Origin of the sequence: Lentzea sp. NPDC003310, from assembly GCF_040610935.1 — a bacterium.
In the GTDB taxonomy this organism is placed as follows: Bacteria; Actinomycetota; Actinomycetes; order Mycobacteriales; family Pseudonocardiaceae; genus Lentzea.
In genome coordinates, this window is record NZ_JBEXNC010000015.1 from 185952 (window position 1) to 205692 (window position 19741).

Consider the following 19741-nt stretch of genomic DNA (forward strand, 5'->3'; position numbering starts at 1 on the left):
CATGTGGAAACCCAGTGCCTGCATCCTCTGCGAGTGCAACTGCGGGATCGAGGTCCTCGTCGGCGAGGACGGCCGGTCGTTCGACAAGATCCGCGGGGACAAGCTCCACCCCGCGTCGGCCGGCTACACGTGCAACAAGGCGCTGCGCCTCGACCTGCACCAGAACGGGAACACCGGCCGGATCACGCACCCGTTGCGGCGCAAGGAGGACGGCACGTTCGAGGAGATCGGCTGGGACACCGCCATCAGCGAGATCGCGGCCCGGCTGGGCGAGGTCCGCGACGCGTTCGGCGGGGAGACGATCTTCTACTACGGGGGTGGTGGTCAGGGCAACCACCTCGGCGGCGCGTACTCGCCCGCCACGCTGGCCGCGTTCGGCGCGCGCTACCGCTCGTCCGCGCTCGCGCAGGAGAAGACCGGCGAGTTCTGGGTCAGCGCCCGCATGCTCGGCAACATGACCCGCGCGGACTTCGAGCACTGCGAGGTCGCGCTCTTCGTCGGCAAGAACCCCTACCAGTCGCACGGTTTCCCGCGCGCCCGCTCGGTGCTCAAGGAGATCGGCAAGGACCCGGCGCGGTCGATGATCGTGATCGACCCCGTGCGCACCGAGACCGCGGAGCTCGCCGACTTCCACCTCCAGGTCCGGCCCGGCACCGACCTCTACCTGATGACCGCCCTCGCCGCCGTGCTGGTGCAGGAGGACCTGATCGCCTCCGAGTGGCTGGCCGCGCACGCCGACGGCCTCGACGCCGTCACCGAGGTCCTGCGGCAGGTCCCGGTCGGCGACTACTGCGCCGTCGCGGACGTCGAGGAGACCCTGGTGCGCGCCGTCGCCGCCCGGATCGCCGCCGCGGAGTCCGTGGCCGTGTTCGAGGACCTGGGCGTCCAGATGAACCGCGACTCCACGCTCGTGAGCTACGTCGAGAAGCTGGTGTGGCTGCTCACCGGCAACTTCGGCAAGCAGGGCGCCCAGTACGTGCCGTCCAGCCTGGTGCCGATCGGCCGCGACCGCGGGTACGCGGGCGACGAGGGCCCGCGCAGCCCCGTCGCGGGCGCCCGGATCATCAGCGGCCTGGTGCCGTGCAACGTGATCGCGGAGGAGATCCTCACCGACCACCCGGCCCGCTACCGCGCGATGCTGGTCGAGAGCGCGAACCCCGCCCACTCCCTGGCCGACTCCGCCCGCATGCGCGAGGCGCTCGAAGCGCTGGAGCTCGTGGTCGTCATCGACGTCGCGATGACCGAGACCGCGCGCCTGGCCGACTACGTGCTGCCCGCGCCGACGCAGTTCGAGAAGTTCGAGGCCACGTTCTTCAACTTCGACTTCCCGCGCAACGTCTTCCACCTGCGGCACCCCGTCGTGGCCGCGCCGGAGGGGCCCCTGCCCGAGCCGGAGATCCACGCCCGGCTGGTCGAGGCCTCGGGCGCGCTCACCGAGGCCGACTACGCGCCCCTGCGCGAGGCCGCCGCGGCCGGACGCGCCGCGTTCGCGCAGGCGTTCCTCACCGCCGTCGCCGATCCCGCGAAACGCCGTCTCGCCGCCGTCCTGCTCTACCGCACGCTCGGCCCGACGCTGCCGCACGACGCCTCGGCCGCCGCGGTGCTGTGGATGGCCGCGCACGAGTGCGCCCGCAAGAACCCGGCCGGTGTCGAGAAGGCGGGCTACGGCTCCGGACTCGAAGCGGGAGAACGACTTTTCGAAGCGATCGTGAACGGCGCGCACGGCGTGGAGATCACCCACGACACCTACGACGCGTCGTGGCAGCGCATGCCGCGCGAGCGCGTCAACCTCGACGTGCCGGACCTGCTGGCCGCCGTCGCCGCCCTCGGTGAAAGGCCGGTGCCGCAGGAGGATCCGGAGTGGCCGTTCGTGCTGTCGGCGGGGGAGCGCCGCGCGTTCACGGCCAACACGATCATGCGCGACCCCACCTGGCGCCGCCGCGACCAGGACGGCCGGCTGCGCATGAGCACCACCGACGCGACGAAACTGGGCGTCACCACCGGCGACAAGGTCCGCCTCACCACGCGGCGCGGCAACGCCGAGGTGCTGGTGGAGATCACGGAGTCCATGCGCTCCGGCCACATCTCGCTGCCCAACGGCCTCGGCCTCACGGTCCACGAACGCACCGGCGTCGCGCCCAACGAGCTCACCGCCGCCGAGGACCGCGACGAGTGGGCGGGAACGCCGTGGCACAAGCACGTGCCGGCCCGGCTCGAACCGCTGGGCTGAGCTCAGGCCTGCGCGCGAGCGGGCCGGCGCGGAGCGGGAACCGCGATGGGGAAGTGTTCCAGAACCGGTTGCCGCACCACGAGAACCGGACACGGCGCGTGGTGCAGCGCGGCGGTCGTGAAGACGCTGCCGGACCCGACGACGACCAGGTCGGAGTCGGTGCACCGCGCGACCGCCTCGTGCGGCTCGGCCTGCACGAGCACGGTGCGGTGGGCGAAGGAGCCGAGCACCGCGGAAGCCCGCGCGAGCACGTGATCCGGTGCCTCGCCGGACGACGTCGCGTGCAGGACGCGCAGCCGGGCGCCGCGCAGCCGGGCGAAGTCGGCGGCGTGGCGCAGCACCCGCCCGTCGCCGGGGCCGCCGCTCACCAGAGCGGTGACCAGCCGGTGCCGGGAGTCGACCGCGGCGGGCGTGCCGCGCACGACGACCATGTCGCAGTGCGCCGGCGGCCGCACGAGGCGGTGGCCGGCGACGACGAGCTGGGCGCGGAAGTCGTCGTGCGGACGGTGGATCTCCAGGCCGGTGCCGATCAGCTGGGCGTGGGCGGCGGCCCACCGCAGCGCGTTCTCGTCACGCCGGGCGCCGTCCTGGATGATCACGACTGGGTGCATGCGTAGACGATGCGCGACCGCGTCCGTCCGGAGCAGGGCGGGAAGGGCGGTTCGTCGCAGGACCAAAGTCCCGTCCCGGCAGGGACCCCGGCGGGCAATCGGCCCTCGCCGCCGAACCGCCCGAGGCCGGCTCAGCAGGGCGCGCGCTCGTCCGACTCCACCAGGAGTTCCGCCACCGGCCTCCGCGGCGTCGCCGGCACCGGTGTGCTGAACCCCAGCCGCAGCACGGTCTGCGGCACCAGCATCCCACCGAGCGACCGCCGCAGCTGGTCGCGCACCTGCCGCACCTCCACCGGCTGCGACAGGAACGACGCCGACAGGCCCCGCGTCGTCGCGGTGAGCAGGATGCGCTGCATCGCCTGGCCCGCCTGCATCTCGCCGAGCGGTCCGTCGTAGAACGAGCAGAGCACCACGACGAGCGGGTCGGACTCGTAGTCCTTGCCGGGGTGGCGCTCCGGGCCCTGGAAGTCGCGGAACGCCCACTCGTCCTGCATCTCCGGCCGCACACCCGCCGACGCCGGGGGCACGCCGTCGGCCGCGCCGGGGCGGTGACCGGTGAACGCGGCCAGTTCCGCCTGCACGGCCTCGTCGCCGAGCTGGATCTCGTGCGCCTGGCGGACGAGCCGCTGGATCTGCGCGCGGTCCTGCGGTGTCGTGATGACGTGCAGCCACGAGCGTTCCAGTTCGGCCGCGCGCACGAGGGCGTGGCGCTGCCGGGGGTCGACCGCCGCCTCCAGGAACGGCCTGCGGTTGGTGCGCCGGTGCGGCACGGCGTCGAGCAGGGCGCGGTTCTCCGCGTTGATCCTGATCGAGCCGCCGCGCCGCACCACGGCGAGCGCACCCGGCGCGTCGCGGCCGGGCATCATCGACACCAGCGGGCGCACGCCCTGCAGCTCCAGTGCCAGGCGGAGGTTGAACAACGCGGCGCCGCAGGACAGCCGGAGCTCGCGGTCCTCCGGGTCGGTCGCCGCGAGCCTGCGGGCCGGGTCGGCGTGCAGCTCGATGCGGTCCCGCCTGACCAGGAACCGCCAGGGCTGGGTGTTGTGCACGGACGGTGCGAGGGACGCGGCCGTGAGCACGCTCTCGATCTGGTCGGGCCCCAGGCCCAGCGCGGCGGTCACCTGGCTCATGTCCTTCACCCCATCGTGTTGCCTGGTCGAACGTGTCGTCGGATCCACTCTCCGCGATCTCCGCGGGGCGACCCACTGTCGAAGGTCCCGACCTGGCCGGGACTGCTTGGCGACGCCCGGTGCCCGTGAAAAGGTTGATCCATGGTGGGTCCTGACGAGACGCCCTCCCGCAGCCTGCTCGGCGGTCTGCGGCTGGACGAACTGCTCGACGAGATGCGCGACCGGCTCGCCGAGATCGGGTCGACCAGGGACAAGATGCAGAGCCTGCTCGACGCCGTCCTCGCGGTTGGCGCGGGCCTGGAGCTCGACTCGACGCTGCAACGGATCGTGCAGGCCGCGGTGGAGCTCGTGGGAGCCCGCTACGGCGCGCTGGGCGTGCTCGGGTCGCGGCACAACCTCTCGCAGTTCGTCTACGTCGGCATCGACCCGGAGACGCGGTCGCACATGGGCCACCTGCCGGAGGGCAAGGGCCTGCTCGGGTTGCTGATCAAGGACCCGCGGGCGATCCGGTTGCACGACCTGAGCGAGCACGCCGCGTCGGTCGGTTTCCCGGCCAACCACCCGCCGATGCACAGCTTCCTCGGCGTTCCCGTGCGGGTGCGCGACGAGGTGTTCGGCAACCTCTACATGACCGAGAAGAAGGGCGGCGGCGACTTCACGGCCGACGACGAGGTCGTGCTGGAGGCCCTGGCCGCCGCGGCCGGTGTCGCCGTCGAGAACGCCCGCCTGTTCGAACGGTCGCGGATGCGCGAGCGGTGGCTGGAGGCGACCGCGGAGATCAACGCGCAGCTGCTGGCCGGTGCGACCGCCGACGACGCGTTGCGGCTGATCGCCCAGCGCGCCGCCGAACTGACCGCGGCGTCGTGGGCGGTGGTGCTGCTGCGCGAGGACGACCTGCTGCGCAAGGCGGCGGAGGCGGGCCGCGAGCCCGCGCCGGAGGAGTTCCGGAGCGACGCACCGGTGTTCGCGCAGGTGCTGGAGACGGCCGCGCCCGCGCTGCTGGAGGACGTCGACGACCGGCTCGGCGACCTGCCCGCGCGGACGGGGGCGGCGGCCGTGCTGCCGCTGCGGGCGGGCACGTCCGTGACCGGGGTGCTGCTCGCGGTGCGGGACAAGGACTCGCCCGCGTTCGGGGCGGACCTGATGCCGTTGCTCGCGTCGTTCGCCGACCAGGCCGTGGTCGCGATCGAGTTCGCCGAGAACCAGGACGCGCGGCGCCTGGTCGACGTGCTGGAGGACCGCGACCGGATCGCGCGCGACCTGCACGACCACGTGATCCAGCGGCTGTTCGCCACCGGCATGAGCCTGCAGGGTTCGCTGACGTGGGTCACGCACCCCGAGGCGCGCCAGCGGGTGCAGAAGGCGGTCGGCCAGCTCGACCAGACCGTCCTCGAGATCCGCACGTCGATCTTCGACCTGCAGGCCGACTCCGGCGACACCGGCCTGCGCCGCCGGCTGCTCGACATCGTCGCGGAGACCACCGAGGGCGCCGAGCGCAGCCCGGCGATCAGGATGTCGGGCACCATCGACAGCCTGGTGCCCGGTTACATCGGCGAGCACGCCGAGGCCGTCGTGCGGGAGACCGTGAGCAACGCGCTGCGGCACGCCCGCGCGACCGAGATGACGCTCACCGTCGAGGCGGGCGACGCGCTGATCATCACGATGGTCGACAACGGCCTGGGCATGCCTCCCGAGGTCGCGCGCAGCGGCCTGCGGAACCTGGAGCAGCGCGCCACCTCGCTGGGCGGCGCGCTCACCGTGGCCGAGGAACCGGGCGGGGGAACGCGGGTGACGTGGCGGGTCCCGCTGGACTGACGGGTCAGCCTGTCTCGGTGTCGTGGTTCGGCCTGCGCAGCTGCGAGGAGAGCACGGCGGCCTGCGTGCGGCGCTCGAGGCCGAGCTTCGCGAGCAGGTGGGAGACGTAGTTCTTCACGGTCTTCTCCGCGAGGAACATCTTGTCCGCGATCTGCCGGTTCGTCAGGCCGTCGCCGATGTGGTCGAACACCGTGCGCTCCTGCTCGGTGAGCGCGCGGACCGGGTCGCCCTGCTCGCGTTCGCGGCGGATCCGGTTGAGCAGCGCGGCCGTCGAGCGCGCGTCCAAAAGGGACTGTCCCGCCGCGACGGTCTTGACCGCCGTGGTCAGGTCGGTGCCGAGGATCCGCTTGAGCACGAACCCGGACGCCCCGGCCATGATCGCGTCGAACAACGCCTCGTCGTCGGTGAACGACGTGAGCATCAGCACGTTCAGCTCCGGCAGCCGGGACCGCAGCTCGCGGCACAGCTCGATGCCGTTGCCGTCGGGCAGCCGCACGTCGAGCACCGCCACGTCGGGGGCGGTCGCGGGCAGCAGCGTGAGCGCCTCCGTCACGGACGACGCCTCGCCCACGACCTCCAGGTCGGGCGAAGCGCTCAGCAACTCCCTGATCCCGACCCGGACGACCTCGTGGTCGTCCACCAGGAAGACTCGCGACACCACCGCAACCACCTCTCCTCGACCGTTCCGCCTCCACGATCGCCCCGCCGGGGCGGGCGGGCACAGGGACCAAAGACTCTGTCACGTGGAATCGACGGGCCCGGCGCCCTTCCAGTATGGGGTCGAACGGCGACGGGCGAAGGGGCCTGAAGGCGGGGCTGGGCGATCCGGTCCAGGCGGTGCGCCCGAATGCCCGCGACCGGCTCGCCCAGCTGCCACGAGTCGCGAGTGGACGGTCGCGCGCCGGTGGCCCGGCCCGCCGGGGACCAAGGTCCCGGACGCCGGGGGACCGCGGCCACTCACCGCCCGCCGCGCCGGCCGGAACGCTGAACCGCATGAGCGAGAACGAGTCCCGGCCCGTGGTGGTCGGAGTCGACGGATCACCCGCCTCCCTGGCCGCGCTGCGCTGGGCCGTCGAGGACGCCCGCCGGCGCGGGTGCGCGGTCGACGCGGTGACGGCGTGGCACGCGGATTACGGCGTGATGATCGGGCCGTTGCCCGCCGAGATCTTCGCCGAGGTGTCGCCGCAGGCCCTGAAGTCGGCGGCGCAGGGCGTCCTCGACCGGGCGGTGGAGGGCTTCGACGACGTGGAGATCCGCCGGGTCCTGGTCGAGGGCGACGCCCGTGACGTGCTCTTCAAGGCCTCCGGTGACGCGGCGCTGCTCGTCGTCGGCAACCGGGGGCACGGCAGGCTGGTCGAGGCGATCATCGGTTCGGTCAGCGCCTACTGCGTGCACCACGCGGCCTGCCCGGTCGTCGTGGTGAGGGAGCCCAAGACCGAGCACGTCGTGGAGCCCGCGCTCCCGCTCACGCCGGGACCGCTGCTGTGAACGCGGCGGCGGTGCTGACGGACGGTTCGGTCGTCGCGGTGCGCGAGCTGGGGCCGGACGACGTGCCGGCGTTGCTGGAGCTGCACCGCGGCCTGCCGGTCGAGGACCGGTACCTGAGGTTCTTCAGCACGTCGCCGCGGCAGCTGGAGGACTTCGTCGCGCGGATGGTCTCCCCGGACGCGCCCCGGCACGTCGTGCTCGGCGCGTTCCGGGAGAACCGGCTGCTGGGCGTCGCGAGCTACGTGGTGGTGCGCGAGACCGACTTCGCGGAGGTCGCGCTCGCCGTGTCGCACACCGAGCAGACCCACGGCGTCGGGACGCTGCTGCTCGAACACCTCGCTTCGCTGGCGCGCGGGCGCGGTGTCCGGCGCTTCACCGCCGAGGTCCTCACGATCAACGGCCGGATGCTGCGCGTGTTCACCGACCTGGGACTCGTGACGGGGATCGTGCCCGACGGTGAGACCGTCTTCGTCGAGCTGGTGCTCGAACCCGGTGACACCTACCTCGACGCGGTGGGCGAACGGGAGTCCGTCGCCGACGTCGCGAGCCTCGCGCACGTGCTGCGCCCCTCGTCGGTCGTCGTGGTGGGCGCAGGTCGCTCGCAGTCCTCGGTGGGCAACGCCGTGCTGCGCAACCTGGTGGACTTCTGCGGCGACGTGTACGCGGTCAACCCGCACGCGAAGTCTGTCGCCGGAGTCGCCTGCCACGCCTCGGTGAGCGACCTGCCGCACGCGCCCGAGCTCGCGGTGCTGTGCGTGCCGGCGCGGTCCGTCCCGGCCGTGGCGGAGGAGTGCGGCCGCAGGGGAGTGCGCGCGCTGGTCGTTCTCGCGTCCGGTGTCGACGCGGAGGAACTGCTGAAACCCGTGCGGGCACACGGCATGCGGCTCGTCGGCCCGAACTGCCTCGGTGTCTCGACCACCGCGCCGGGCGTGCGGATGAACGCCACGTTCGCCGCGCGCGGCGCCCTGCCCGGCGGCGTCGGCCTGGTCACCCAGTCCGGCGGGATCGCGATCGGCGTGCAGGAGGAGCTGCGCCGCCTCGGGCTCGGGTTGTCGAACCTGGTTTCCACCGGCGACAAGCTCGACGTCAGCGGCAACGACCTGCTGATGTGGTGGGAGCACGACGAGAGCACCCGGATCATCGCGCTGTACCTGGAGTCCTTCGGCAACCCGCGCAAGTTCGCCCGGCTCGCCCGCCGCGTCGCCGCGCGCAAACCGGTGCTCGCCATCCGGTCCGCCACCAGCGAGGAGGGGCAGCGCGCCGCCGCCTCGCACACCGCCTCGGCCGCGACGCCGTCGGTCACCAGGGACGCGTTGTTCCGGCAGGCGGGCGTGATCGCGGTCGACGGCGTGCCCGCGCTGACCGACGCCGTGCTGGCGCTGAGCCTGCAACCGCTGCCCACCGGACCCGCGGTCGCCGTGCTGGGCAACGCGGGCGGACTCGGCGTGCTGACCGCGGACGCCTGTGTGCGCGAAGGCCTGCGCATGGCCACGTTGGGCGACGACACCAGGAAGGCCTTGGCCGAACTGGTCCCGGCCACGGCGAGCGTGCACAACCCGGTCGACACCACCGCGGTGGTCGACGAGGAGACCTTCGCGCGGTGCCTGGACGTCGTCGCCGCGGACCCGGCGGTCGAGTCGGTGATCACCGTGACGGTCCCGACGGCGCTCGGCGATCCCACCCGTGGCGTGCACGGGGTGGCCGGCAAGCCGGTGCTGGCCGTGCGCACCGGGCAGACCGAACGCCTCGGCGAGGTGCCCTGCCTCGCCGAACCCGCCCGCGCCGCCGCGGCGCTCGCCCGCCTCGTCGAACGCGCCGAGTGGCTGGCGCGGCCGAGGGAGTTCGCCCGCCTCGGCCGGATCGACCTCGACGCCGCGAGGACGCTCGTGACCGGCCGGGAGGGCTGGCTGCCTCCGGACGACGTCATCGCGCTGCTGACCGCGTTCGGTCTGCCGGTGCTGGGCGGGACGATGGCGACGACCGAGGAGCACGCGGTCGCGGCCCAGCAGGCCTACGACGTGCCGGTCGCGCTCAAGGCCGTGGCCGACGACCTGCTGCACAAGAGCAAGGGCGGCGGGGTGGAGCTCGACGTCACCGCCGACGGCGTGGCACCGGCGTTCCGCGCGTTCCGGGAACGCTTCGGCGACCGGCTGCGCGGCGTGTTCGTGCAGCCCATGGCGGAACGCGGCCGCGAGCTGCTGGTCGGCGTCGTGAGCGACGAGAGGTTCGGCCCGCTGGTCGTCACCGGCCTCGGCGGCGTGGACACCGACGTGCTCGACGACCGGGCCGCCGCCCTCGCGCCACTGTCCACAGCGGACGCCGACGACCTGCTGCACGGCTTCCGCGCGTCCGGCCACGTCGTGCGGGACACCGACGAGGACGCCGTGCGCGACGTCCTGCTGAGGGTGGCCGAGCTCGCCGGCGCCCTGCCCGAGGTCGTGGAGCTCGACCTCAACCCGCTCGTGCTGACCGGGCAGGGATGCCTCGCCGTGGACGCGCGGGTCCGCGTCGCGCCCGCCCGGCACACCGACCCGTTCCTGCGCCGCCTGCGCACCAGCTGACCCGACGAACGAGGGAGAAGAGCCATGCACACCAAGCCGATCGTCGTGGGCGTCGACGGGACGCCCGCCTCGGACCGTGCGCTCGACTGGGCACTGGACGAGGCGGTCGTGCGCCGCTGCCCGCTGCGGGTCGTGCACGCCTGGACGTTCGAGGCGCTGAGCGACTGGACCGAGACCACCGAGCAGCGCGAGCGCGAGCGGTCGCAGGAACTGCTCGACCAGGCCGTGGGCAGGGCCGCCGAGAAGCACCGCGAGCTGCCGGACGTGGTCCGCGTGAGCCTGCGCGGCGAGGCGGCCGACACGCTGGCGAGGGCGTCGGAGGGGGCGGCGATGCTGGTCGTGGCCTCGCACACCGACCACCGGATCCGCCGGCTCGTGCTCGGCTCGACCAGCATGCACGTCGTGCGGCACGCCCACGCGCCCGTCGTCGTCATCCCGGTGACCGACCGCGAGCTCGCGGAGACCGCGCGATGAGGGCGGACGAGGCCGTGGTGCAGCCGCTCGTCACGGTCGGGCCGCGCGACTTCGCCCGGCACGCGGGCGGGCTGATGGACGACCTCGGCCTGACGCTGCTGCCGGTCTCGGACGAGCGCGTGTTCCTGGGCGTCGTGACGCGCGTGGACGTGCTGCGCGGCAAGGAAGGCGTCCGCTCGCCGTACGTCGAGCAGGTCATGACGCGGCCGGTGCTGGTCGCCGCCAGGGACACACCGCTCACCACGCTGTTCGACGCGATGACCCGCCACGAGGTCCTGGCGGTGCCCGTGCTCGACGACGGGCAGGTCGTCGGCGTCGTCACGCGGTTGTCCGCTCTCCAGGCCATCAGCCGCACCGCCCTCCACGCGGGAACCGACCGCACGCCGGTCCACCGCTGACCGCCCCGCTCGGGTGGCAGCCCGGGCTCATGGTCATCATGCTGAGCGGGGCGGCGCACGTCGCCGGGGCGCTGGAGCCGGACGAAGGGTGGCCGATGGCGAAGCTGGGCCGGGGCGTGTACGAGCGGGAGCTGCTCCAGCTCCAGACCGAGCTGGTGAAGCTGCAGGAGTGGGTGAAGGCCACCGGCGCCCGGCTGGTGGTGGTGTTCGAGGGTCGCGACGCCGCGGGCAAGGGCTCGGCGATCAAGCGGATCACCGAGCACCTGAACCCGCGCGTCGCCCGGATCGTGGCGCTGCCCGCCCCCAGCGAACGCGAACGCACGCAGTGGTACTTCCAGCGCTACGTGGCACACCTGCCGGCGGCGGGGGAGATCGTGCTGCTCGACCGCAGCTGGTACAACCGCGCGGGTGTCGAGCGGGTGATGGGCTACTGCACGCCGCAGGAGCACGAGTTGTTCCTGCGGCAGTGCCCGCGGTTCGAGCGGATGCTCGTCGAGGACGGCGTCCTGCTGCGCAAGTACTGGTTCTCCGTCAGCGACGCCGAGCAGGAACGCCGCTTCCGCAAGCGCCTCGACGACCCGCTCAAGCGGTGGAAGCTGTCCCCGATGGACCTGGAGTCCTTGACGCGCTGGGAGGACTACTCGCGCGCCAAGGACGAGATGATGCTGCACACCGACATCGACGAGTCCCCGTGGCACACCGTCGAGGGCGACGACAAGCGGCGGGCGCGGATCAACATGATCGCGCACCTGCTCGGCACGATCGACTACCACGAGGTCACCGCACCGAAGATCGAGCTGCCCGCGCGGCCGCCGTCGAGCGGCTACCAGCGCACGCCGCGGGTGCTGGAGCGCGAGGTGCCGGACCACGCCGCGAAACTCGGGTGACGGTACGGTGTCCGCCGTGACCGAGCGGACCGTCCAGCTGCCCCAGTGCCCGCAGTGCGAGAACGACGACCTGCGCCCCTACGGCAACGGGTCGAAGTGGATCTGCCCCAGCTGCCGCTTCCTCGCGCCCTGCTGCGAACCGGACACCGCCTGCCGCTGGTGACCGCTCCTGGTCCGACCGGCCGCCCCGGTTGAGACCAGTGGCCCATCGCGGACGCGACCAAGGTCCCTGTGACGCGCCGCCCGCGCCGGGGAGGCTGGGCCGGTGCACGCGAACCTGTTGCTCCGGCTGACGCGCCGGCTCTTCCCCGGCCGCAACCCGCTGGCCACGTACGGCGACCGGCTCGAGGGCGCGGTGCTCGCGCTCGGCGTCGTGGCGGCGCTCGGCATGGTCCCGGTGGCCGCCGCGGTCGGCTCGGAGGTCTACGCGGCGCAGGGGGCGCGCGTGCAGGTCGAGCAGCAGAGCCGCCACCAGGTCGACGCCGTGCTCGTCGAGGACGCGCCGTCGCTGGGCGGTGCGGCCGACAGCGAGGCCGTGATCGAGACGACCGAGGCGGTCGCGTCCTGGCTCCTGCCCGACGGGACGGTGCGGCGTGGTGCCGTGCGGGCGCCGTTCGGTGCGGAGGCCGGGACCTCGGTGCGGGTCTGGATCGACCGCAGCGGTCAGGTCACCGCGCCGCCCGCGACGGTTCAGGGAGCGGCGTTCACCGCGATCACCAGCGCGCTGGTGCTGTGGGGTGTCGTGCTCGGCGCGATCGCCCTGCTGTTCTGCCTGGTGCGGTTCGCGCACATGAAGATCCGGCTGCGGTGGTGGCACCTCGAGTGGGAGCTCACCGCCCGGGAGTGGACCGGACGGTGAGCTGACCCCGCGGCGTCACCGCAGCCAGGGGTTCGCCCGGACCAGCGGCAGCTTGGTCCACCACGGCGAGAGGCTCCACGTCGCCGAGGGCGCCGCCGCCACCGCGACCAGGACGAGCGCGTAGACGACGTGGTAGTCGACGACCGGGTTGGTCGACATCGTCGCCTCGCCGCTCGCGGTGTGCTGGGCGGGCGGCCACTCCGCGGCCCACATGAGCAGCATCATCACCGTGCCGGCGGCCGCGGCGACGCGCAGGCCGATGCCGAGGACCAGCGCGACGCCGATCGCGAGGAGCCCGGCCATGAAGAGGACGTCGGCCCACCACGCCCCGGCGATGCCGCGGAACACGGTGTCGAACGGACCGACGTCGACCCGGCTGAGGAAGCCCCTGGTGGGCGACCCTCCCGCGAACCACGCGTTCTCGGGCTTGGTGGCGTAGCCGAGGCCGAACGCCTTGTCCACGAACGCCCAGAGGAACAGCACCCCGGTCGCGAGGCGCAGCACCGCGAGGGCCACCGCCCCCGTGTCCGTCCGGGTGTGAGCAGGAGCTTGAACAACGGACATCGTTACCTCCCAAGAAGTTCTTCCGCGTCGAGTCTGTTCTCCGCGCACGGCCGCGAACGCGGACCTTGGTCCCGAACCGGCCGGGACCGAACGCCCGGCCCACCCGCGCCCTTGGCGGGTGGGCGGTCACCTGGGCACCGGGAAGGCTTGGCGGCACAGGAGGAGTGGTGGGTGTCCTGGGGTTGGAACGACACCGCCATCCCGAGATCTTCGGCTGAGGAGCGTCATGAGGACCCGAGACGTGATGACGACCGACGTGGTGGTCGTGGCCCCGGACACCCCGGCCCGCGAGGCCGCGCGGGTGCTGGCCGACCGCGGCTTCACCGCACTGCCGGTGGTCGATCCCTCCGGCGCGCTGGTGGGCGTGGTCGCCGAGGAGGACCTCCTGCGGCACCGCCTGCCGCAGGACCCGCGCGGGCTGGTGCACGGCGAGCCCGTCCGGCCGAGGCAGGTGCCGGCGCACGCGGTCGTGCAGGTGATGCGGACGCCGGACGTGACGGTGAACCCGAACACAGACCTGGCCGAGGTCGCCGACCTCATGCTCGCCCACGGCGTCCGCAGCGTCCCGGTGGTCGACGAGGGACGGCTGGCCGGCGTCGTGACGCGGCGGGACATGCTGAGGTCGATCACCCGCGCGGACTGGGTCGTCGAGGCGGAGATCCGGCACCGGCTGGGCATCCTCGGTGGCGCGCGGCGCTGGGAGGTGGCGGTGTCCGGCGGTCTAGTGTCCATTGTGGACCGGATGGGCGATGCGACCGAACGGCACGTGGCGGACGTGCTCGTCCGGGCCGTCGCGGGCGTGACCGACGTGCGGTTCGTCCGCGAGCTGGCGCACGCGGACGGCTGAAGATCGTCCTGACCTGCGGATTGTTGGAATCCCGGGAGATCTCGCGAACACCTCGGCGCACGGTGGGAGGTGCCCTCCGCGGGCACCACACCCCACAACGGTCAGGAAGAGGACCATGAGAGCCGGGATAGTGAGCAAACTCCGCGCCGCCGCCCTGTGCGTGGCGGTCGCGAGTGGACTGACGGTGTCGGTCGCGGCGCCCGCCCAGGCGGCGCCCGCGTTCCAGTTGCCCTTCGCGTGCGGTCAGCAGTGGCGGCTCGACACCTGGGGCCACAGCCCCGCGCTGGACATGGTCCGCGAGCCCAACCAGGTCGGCACGGAGGGTGCGGCGGTGCACGCTCCGGCCGCGGGCACCGTGAACCAGTCCTACTACCACTCCAACGCCGGCAACATGATCCAGATCAACCACGGCAACGGTCACTTCACGACGTACCTGCACCTCCAGGTCCGTTTGGTGGAGGCCGGCACCCACGTCGCGCAGGGCCAGCTGATCGGGCGGGTGGGACGGACGGGACCCACCTCGAACAACCACCCGCACCTGCACTACGAGCAGGGCTTCGACAGCAACGGCAACGGCGTCGTCACGTGGGGCGCGGCGGGTACGGAACGGGTCGCCGCGAAGTTCAACGGCGTGACCTACACCGGGTCGGGCAGCACCTGGCGCAACGTCACCAGCCGCAACTGCGGTGGTGGCGCCTGGGACTGCCAGGCCGGCTACTCCTGCTACTACGACGGCACCGACGGCCAGAACAAGCTGTTCACGGCGGCACGGTGCGGCACGCACGACCTCCGGGGCGGGATCTACCAGGACAGGATCTCGTCGATCGCGAACTACGGCAGCGGCAAGGTCTGGGTCTACGTGTGGGACGTCGAGTCCGGGGACCACTTCGACCTGCACGGCTGGGTCGAGGTCGGGACGCAGGGCAACTTCTACACCAACGACATCGACAAGATCCACATCGACTGCTGAGGCCTGGGGGAACCGGTCTGCGGCGAGAGCCCGGGCCGGTTCGTCAGCGGGGCGCCCGCGCCTCGGCGAACGCGATCAGCGCCACGTCGTCCAGGGCGGTCGCGGCGTGCTTCCCGAGCGCGGCCAGCGCGTGGTCCCGGGCGGCGGCCACGAAGGGCGTGATCTTCTTGCGCCGCAGGCGATCCGCCGTGGCCAGCAGGGCGGCCGCGCACTCGGGATCGCGGGCGCGGAGGTAGCGGGCGTGCAGGGTCAGGGCCTCCGCGACCGAGTCGCGGTCGCGGGTCGTGTGGGCGAGCGAGATCCGGGCCGCCCCGGCCAGCTCCCGCCACGCCGTCGCGTCGCCGAGCGCCTGCCGCACCACGCTCGCGCGCAGGTGGACGGTGGCCTCGACGCGGTCGTTGCCGTTCTCCGCCACGGAGTCCGCGAGCAGGCGGTCGGCGCGGTGCACGCACGCCGAGGCCGCCGCCGGGTCGTGGTCGAGCAACGCCAGCGCGGCGGTGGTCTCGGCCAGCGCTGCCAAGAGGGTGTGGCCACCCTCCGTGAGCAGGCGGACTGCCTCGGCGGCTCGCCCGACGGTGACCTCCAGCAGGCCGAGGTCCAGGGACAGCAGGGCGAGGTTGAACAGCGTGCGTCCCAGTTCGAACGGTCCGGCGCCCGCGCGGAGCTTCGCCGCCAGCGCCGCCTCCAACCGGCCGATCGCCTGCTGCGGACGGCCGATCTCGGCCAGCGCCGACGAGAGGTTGTTCAGCACGCGGCCGAGCGTCGCGTCGTCGCCGGACCGGCGGGCGACGGCCAGTGCCCGGCGCAGGTGTGCCAGGGCGGCGGCGGGGTCGCCCCGCTCCACCGCGACCATGCCGAGCAGGCTCAGGCCCGCGGTCCGGGTGCCGTGGTCGTCCTCCGCCGCCACGGCGAGCGCACGGCCCGCCGACTCGCTCGCCGCGTCCAGGTCGCCGCGCAACGCCGCCAGCTGGCCCGACCTGATCAGCAACGGCGGGATGCCGCCCGCGCCCACCTGGCGCAGCAGCTCCGCGCCCTCGCCGAGCCGTCCGGTGGCCTCGTAGTAGCGGGTCAGCGCCATCGCGGCGGCCGCGTCGAGCCGCGCGGGGTCCTCGGCCGCCGCCCAGCGCACCGCGGCACGGACGTTGGCCGCGTCGAGGGCGCCGAGCGTCGCCCCGGCGCGCAGGAGGTCGAGGTAGTGCGCGGCGATCCGGGCGTGGGCGTCGGGGGAGTCGAGCTGTTCGGCGGCCAGTTCGGCGACGGTGTCCGGCAGCGTGTAGCGCGACGTGTCGCCGTCCGGGGTGAGGCGGACCAGGTTGATGTCGATCAGCTCGGTCAGCTCCGGCAGCGGTTGTCCCAGCAGGGTCTCGAGGTCCCGCAGGCGGACGCCGCCGTGGAAGCCGCCCAGGAAGCGGAACGTGGCGCGCGCCTCGGCGGTCACCAGGTCCAGCGTGGCCTCGACGGCCGCGCGCAGCGACCGGTGCCGGGCGGGCAGGTCGCGCGGCCCGTCGGTGAGGTAGCGCAACCGGTCGGTGAGGCGGACGGCCAGGTCCGCCGGGCTCATCAGCCGCACCCAGCCGGCCGCGAGCTCGATCGCGAGCGGCAGGTGCTCGACCTTGCGGCAGATCGTGTGCACCGCGTCGTCGGCGGCCGCCAGCCCGGCCCGTCGCACGAACAGCTCCGCGGCGGCCGCCGGAGGCAGCCCGCTCACCGGGAGCACGTGCTCGTCGCGCACCCGCAGTGGCCGTTGGCTCGTGACGACGACGGTCAGGCCGGGACAACGGCGTGGCAGCGCGGCGAGTTCCGGTGCCGCGTCCACCAGGTGCTCGAAGCGGTCGGCCACGAGGACCACCCGCCTGTCACGCAGGTGCGCGGCCACCCGGTCCGGTGGTGCCAGCCGGGACGGGCCGCAGCCCAGCGCGTCCGCCACGAGATCGCCGACCAGCGCCACGTCGGTGACGGCGGACAGGTCGAGCGCGCACACCAGCAGATCGGTCCGCCCGCCGAGCAGCGCGACCAGTTCCGTGGCGAGACGCGACTTGCCGGCGCCCGCCGGGCCGGTGATCGAGACGAGCCGGTGCCGGCCCCGCAGCACCAGGTCCAGCAACGACCGCAGCTCGTCGGTCCGCCCGACCAGACCGTCCGTGTTCACCGGCGCGGACGGCACCGGCGTGGACGACGGGCGTGCCGTGGCGAGGAACGCGGTCAGGTCGTCGCCGGTCAGCTCCAGCGCCGCGGCCATCAGCCGCGCGGACTGCGCCCGCGGCACCCTCCTGCCCTGCTCCAGGTCCCGCAGCGCGCGGTCGCTGATCCCGCTGAGCCGCGCGAGCTCCACCTGGCTCAGGCCCGCGGCCGCCCGGTGACGGCGCAGCAGCTCGGCGAACGCGGACACCGGGCGACCGTAGCGGAAGTTCACCGGAAACTCCGGCGGTTCCGCTCGCTTGCGCCCACCCGGCGCAGTCACCGTCGTCAGGCGGACGTCGGGGGACATGTCCGCGAAATTTCGTTGGGAGGACGGAATTGTCGTACTCATCGAGACGGGTGGTGCTCACCCTCGCGATAGCGGCCTTCACCGCCGCGGGCCTGGCCACACCCGCGATGGCGGCACAGGGGGAGATCCGCGTCGCCGCGGGGGCGAAGACCATCGCCGGCCGCTATGTCGTGGTGCTGAAGGAGAACGCCGACGCGATCGACATCGTCACCAAGCACGGTGGCGGTGAGGTGCGGGAGACGTGGGCGCACGCGCTCAAGGGGTTCGCGCTCGGCGCCGACGAGACGACGGCCAGGCGGATCGCGGCCGACCCGCGCGTCGCCTACGTCGAACAGGACGCCGAGATCACCGCCGACGCCACCCAGGCGACACCGCCGGCGTTGTGGGGACTCGACCGGCTCGACCAGATCACCGGCCGGTCGAACGGGCAGTACGTCTCCGCCGGGTCCGGTGCCCGCGACGTGCGCGCGTACGTGATCGACACCGGCATCCGCACGACGCACACGGACCTCGGCGGTCGGGCTACCTGGGGCACGAACACCACCGGGGACAACAACAACACCGACTGCAACGGCCACGGCACCCACGTGGCGGGCACGATCGGCGGCACCACGCACGGCGTCGCCAAGTCCGTGCGGCTGGTGGCGGTCAAGGTCCTCAACTGCTTCGGCTCCGGCAGCACGAGCAGCGTCGTCAGCGGCGTCAACTGGGTCACCCAGAACGCCGTGCGCCCGGCCGTGGCGAACATGAGCCTCGGCGGCGGGGCCAGCGCGGCGCTGGACGCGGCGGTCGAGGCCTCGATCGCCACGGGCATCACGTACACGGTCGCCGCGGGCAACTCGAACGTCGACGCCTGCCAGACCTCGCCCGCCCGCACGCCCAACGCGATCACCGTCGGTGCCACCGACCGCGACGACGTGCGGCCGACCGACTGGGTGAGCGGTGGCAGCAACTTCGGCAGCTGCGTGGACGTCTTCGCCCCCGGCGACGACATCACGTCGCTGTCGAACACCAGCGACACCGCCACCAGGTCGCTCAGCGGGACGTCGATGGCGGCTCCGCACGCGGCGGGTGTCGCCGCGCTCTACCTGCAGCGCAACCGGAACGCCGCGCCGACCACCGTCTGGTTCGAGATGGCGTTCACCGAGTCGACGAAGGACGTCGTGGTGAACGCGGGGGCGGGGTCGCCGAACCTGCTGCTCAACTCCCGCTACACCTTCGGCGGGCCGGACGGCGACTACAACGACGACCAGCGCACGGACACCACCGTGTGGCGGCCGTCGACCGGGCAGTGGTTCGTGCGCAACATCAGCACGACGCAGTGGGGCCAGGCGGGCGACGTCCCGGTGCCGGGCGACTACAACGGCGACGGCGTGTCCGACGTCGCGGTGTGGCGTCCGTCGACGGGGCAGTGGTTCGTGCTCGGCCAGTTCACCGTGGCGTGGGGTCAGCAGGGCGACATCCCCGTCCCCGGCGACTACAACGGCGACCAGATCACCGACGTCGCGGTGTGGCGCCCGTCCACCGGGCAGTGGTTCGTGCGCAACCAGTTCACCCAGCAGTGGGGGCAGGCGGGCGACGTCCCGGTGCCCGCGGACTACGACGGCGACGGCGCGACGCAGGCCGCCGTGTGGCGCCCGTCCACCGGAACCTGGCACTACGTCGGGGCCTTCGGGATCATCGTCTCCGTCCCGTGGGGACAGAGCGGCGACGTCCCCGTGGTGGCCGACTACGACGGTGACGGCGGGTTCGACCTGACGGTCTGGCGTCCGTCCACCGGCGAGTGGCACGTCCGCGGCGTCAGCTCGACGCAGTGGGGCCAGCAGGGCGACGTCCCGGTGCCGGGTGACTACAACGGCGACGGGGTCGGCGACCTGGCGGTGTGGCGTCCGTCGACCGGGCAGTGGTTCGTGCGCAACCAGTTCAGCGTCGCGTGGGGCGTGCAGGGGGACAAACCCCTGGCGTCGTGACGAGAGCGCCGGGGCCGCCTTCCTCGTGAGGGCGGCCCCGGCCGTCGTCGGACGAACGCCCTTGCGGCCGGAAAGACCACCCGAAAGGCCCCGTAACACGGCCATTCGGCCGCTGGATACACCGGGTGGAGGTGCAGACCCGGAGGTAGGGTTCCGCGTGTGGAACCGAGGCGAGGAGTGGTCGCCCCGGAGCTGGAACGCTGGCGCCGCAACGCCGAGGAGGGCGAACGCCGCAGCGCCGTCGTGCGGTTCCGGGCTGGAACCGATCCCCGGGGCGCCGCGGACCGGCTGGCCGAGATCGGCATGGAGGTCGTGAGCGGCGGTCCCGGCTCGGTGATCGGCAACGTCACGCCCGAGGTGCTGCGCCTGATCGGTCAGGAGACCTGGGTGCAGGCCGTCGAAGGACCCCGGACGCTCAGGTCGCTTCGGAACGGCTGAAGGGCAGGGGC

18 protein-coding genes are annotated in these 19741 nt (G+C 73.2%); 13 read left to right on the plus strand and 5 right to left on the minus strand.

From position 1 onward, the window contains the following. The first annotated feature begins 1 nt into the window (after position 1). Complete coding sequence (locus ABZX02_RS30035) at positions 2-2230, plus strand: molybdopterin-dependent oxidoreductase (RefSeq protein WP_355302999.1); 2229 nt, start codon at positions 2-4, stop codon at positions 2228-2230. Positions 2231-2232: 2 nt separating this feature from the next. Here ABZX02_RS30035 and ABZX02_RS30040 read toward each other — a convergent pair whose 3' ends face one another. Continuing rightward, on the minus strand, positions 2233-2841 hold the full coding sequence (locus tag ABZX02_RS30040) for a universal stress protein (protein WP_355303001.1): 609 nt from the start codon (positions 2839-2841) through the stop codon (positions 2233-2235). A 131-nt stretch (positions 2842-2972) separates the two neighbouring features. Continuing rightward, positions 2973-3971: a nitroreductase family protein gene (locus ABZX02_RS30045; protein ID WP_355303003.1), complete on the minus strand. Its 999-nt coding sequence runs from the start codon at positions 3969-3971 to the stop codon at positions 2973-2975. Between the two features lie 141 nt (positions 3972-4112). On the opposite strand from ABZX02_RS30045, the gene ABZX02_RS30050 reads away from it, so the two are divergent. Then, positions 4113-5786 (plus strand): GAF domain-containing protein, encoded by a 1674-nt coding sequence (locus ABZX02_RS30050; protein WP_355303005.1) that lies wholly within the window; start codon positions 4113-4115, stop codon positions 5784-5786. Between the two features lie 4 nt (positions 5787-5790). Here ABZX02_RS30050 and ABZX02_RS30055 read toward each other — a convergent pair whose 3' ends face one another. Continuing rightward, positions 5791-6447, minus strand: a complete 657-nt coding sequence (locus ABZX02_RS30055; RefSeq protein WP_355303007.1) for a response regulator transcription factor — start codon at positions 6445-6447, stop codon at positions 5791-5793. A 332-nt stretch (positions 6448-6779) separates the two neighbouring features. Here ABZX02_RS30055 and ABZX02_RS30060 point away from each other — a divergent pair, with 332 nt between their 5' ends. From ABZX02_RS30060 to ABZX02_RS30090, 7 genes are all read left to right on the plus strand, one after another. Beyond that, the gene (locus ABZX02_RS30060; protein WP_355303009.1) at positions 6780-7274 is read left to right on the plus strand and encodes a universal stress protein; all 495 of its coding nucleotides are present in this window, start codon (positions 6780-6782) and stop codon (positions 7272-7274) included. Then, complete coding sequence (locus ABZX02_RS30065) at positions 7271-9835, plus strand: GNAT family N-acetyltransferase (protein WP_355303011.1); 2565 nt, start codon at positions 7271-7273, stop codon at positions 9833-9835. Before ABZX02_RS30060 ends, ABZX02_RS30065 begins: the two co-directional genes overlap by 4 nt. Positions 9836-9859: 24 nt before the next feature. Next, the gene (locus ABZX02_RS30070; RefSeq protein WP_355303013.1) at positions 9860-10309 is read left to right on the plus strand and encodes a universal stress protein; all 450 of its coding nucleotides are present in this window, start codon (positions 9860-9862) and stop codon (positions 10307-10309) included. Next, complete coding sequence (locus ABZX02_RS30075; RefSeq protein WP_355303015.1) at positions 10306-10707, plus strand: CBS domain-containing protein; 402 nt, start codon at positions 10306-10308, stop codon at positions 10705-10707. Before ABZX02_RS30070 ends, ABZX02_RS30075 begins: the two co-directional genes overlap by 4 nt. 95 nt (positions 10708-10802) lie before the next feature. After that, a complete protein-coding gene (gene ppk2 / locus ABZX02_RS30080) occupies positions 10803-11594 on the plus strand; it encodes a polyphosphate kinase 2 (protein ID WP_355303127.1) in 792 nt (263 codons plus the stop codon). Positions 11595-11610: 16 nt separating this feature from the next. Beyond that, the gene (locus ABZX02_RS30085; RefSeq protein ID WP_355303017.1) at positions 11611-11757 is read left to right on the plus strand and encodes a hypothetical protein; all 147 of its coding nucleotides are present in this window, start codon (positions 11611-11613) and stop codon (positions 11755-11757) included. A 102-nt stretch (positions 11758-11859) separates the two neighbouring features. After that, positions 11860-12453: a hypothetical protein gene (locus tag ABZX02_RS30090; protein WP_355303019.1), complete on the plus strand. Its 594-nt coding sequence runs from the start codon at positions 11860-11862 to the stop codon at positions 12451-12453. A 15-nt stretch (positions 12454-12468) separates the two neighbouring features. Here the strand turns inward: ABZX02_RS30090 and ABZX02_RS30095 are convergent, their stop codons facing one another. Then, positions 12469-13017: a DoxX family membrane protein gene (locus tag ABZX02_RS30095; protein WP_355303021.1), complete on the minus strand. Its 549-nt coding sequence runs from the start codon at positions 13015-13017 to the stop codon at positions 12469-12471. 226 nt (positions 13018-13243) lie between these two features. Here ABZX02_RS30095 and ABZX02_RS30100 point away from each other — a divergent pair, with 226 nt between their 5' ends. Both ABZX02_RS30100 and ABZX02_RS30105 read left to right on the plus strand, forming a co-directional pair. After that, on the plus strand, positions 13244-13864 hold the full coding sequence (locus ABZX02_RS30100) for a CBS domain-containing protein (RefSeq protein WP_355303023.1): 621 nt from the start codon (positions 13244-13246) through the stop codon (positions 13862-13864). Positions 13865-13979: 115 nt separating this feature from the next. After that, positions 13980-14834 (plus strand): peptidoglycan DD-metalloendopeptidase family protein, encoded by an 855-nt coding sequence (locus tag ABZX02_RS30105; protein ID WP_355303025.1) that lies wholly within the window; start codon positions 13980-13982, stop codon positions 14832-14834. 43 nt (positions 14835-14877) lie between these two features. Here ABZX02_RS30105 and ABZX02_RS30110 read toward each other — a convergent pair whose 3' ends face one another. After that, the gene (locus tag ABZX02_RS30110; protein WP_355303027.1) at positions 14878-17223 is read right to left on the minus strand and encodes a tetratricopeptide repeat protein; all 2346 of its coding nucleotides are present in this window, start codon (positions 17221-17223) and stop codon (positions 14878-14880) included. Positions 17224-17375: 152 nt separating this feature from the next. On the opposite strand from ABZX02_RS30110, the gene ABZX02_RS30115 reads away from it, so the two are divergent. Further along, entirely contained in the window at positions 17376-19292 is a 1917-nt protein-coding gene (locus ABZX02_RS30115) for a S8 family serine peptidase (protein WP_355303029.1), read from the plus strand. 159 nt (positions 19293-19451) lie between these two features. After that, positions 19452-19730: a hypothetical protein gene (locus tag ABZX02_RS30120; RefSeq protein WP_355303031.1), complete on the plus strand. Its 279-nt coding sequence runs from the start codon at positions 19452-19454 to the stop codon at positions 19728-19730. Positions 19731-19741 lie beyond the last annotated feature (11 nt).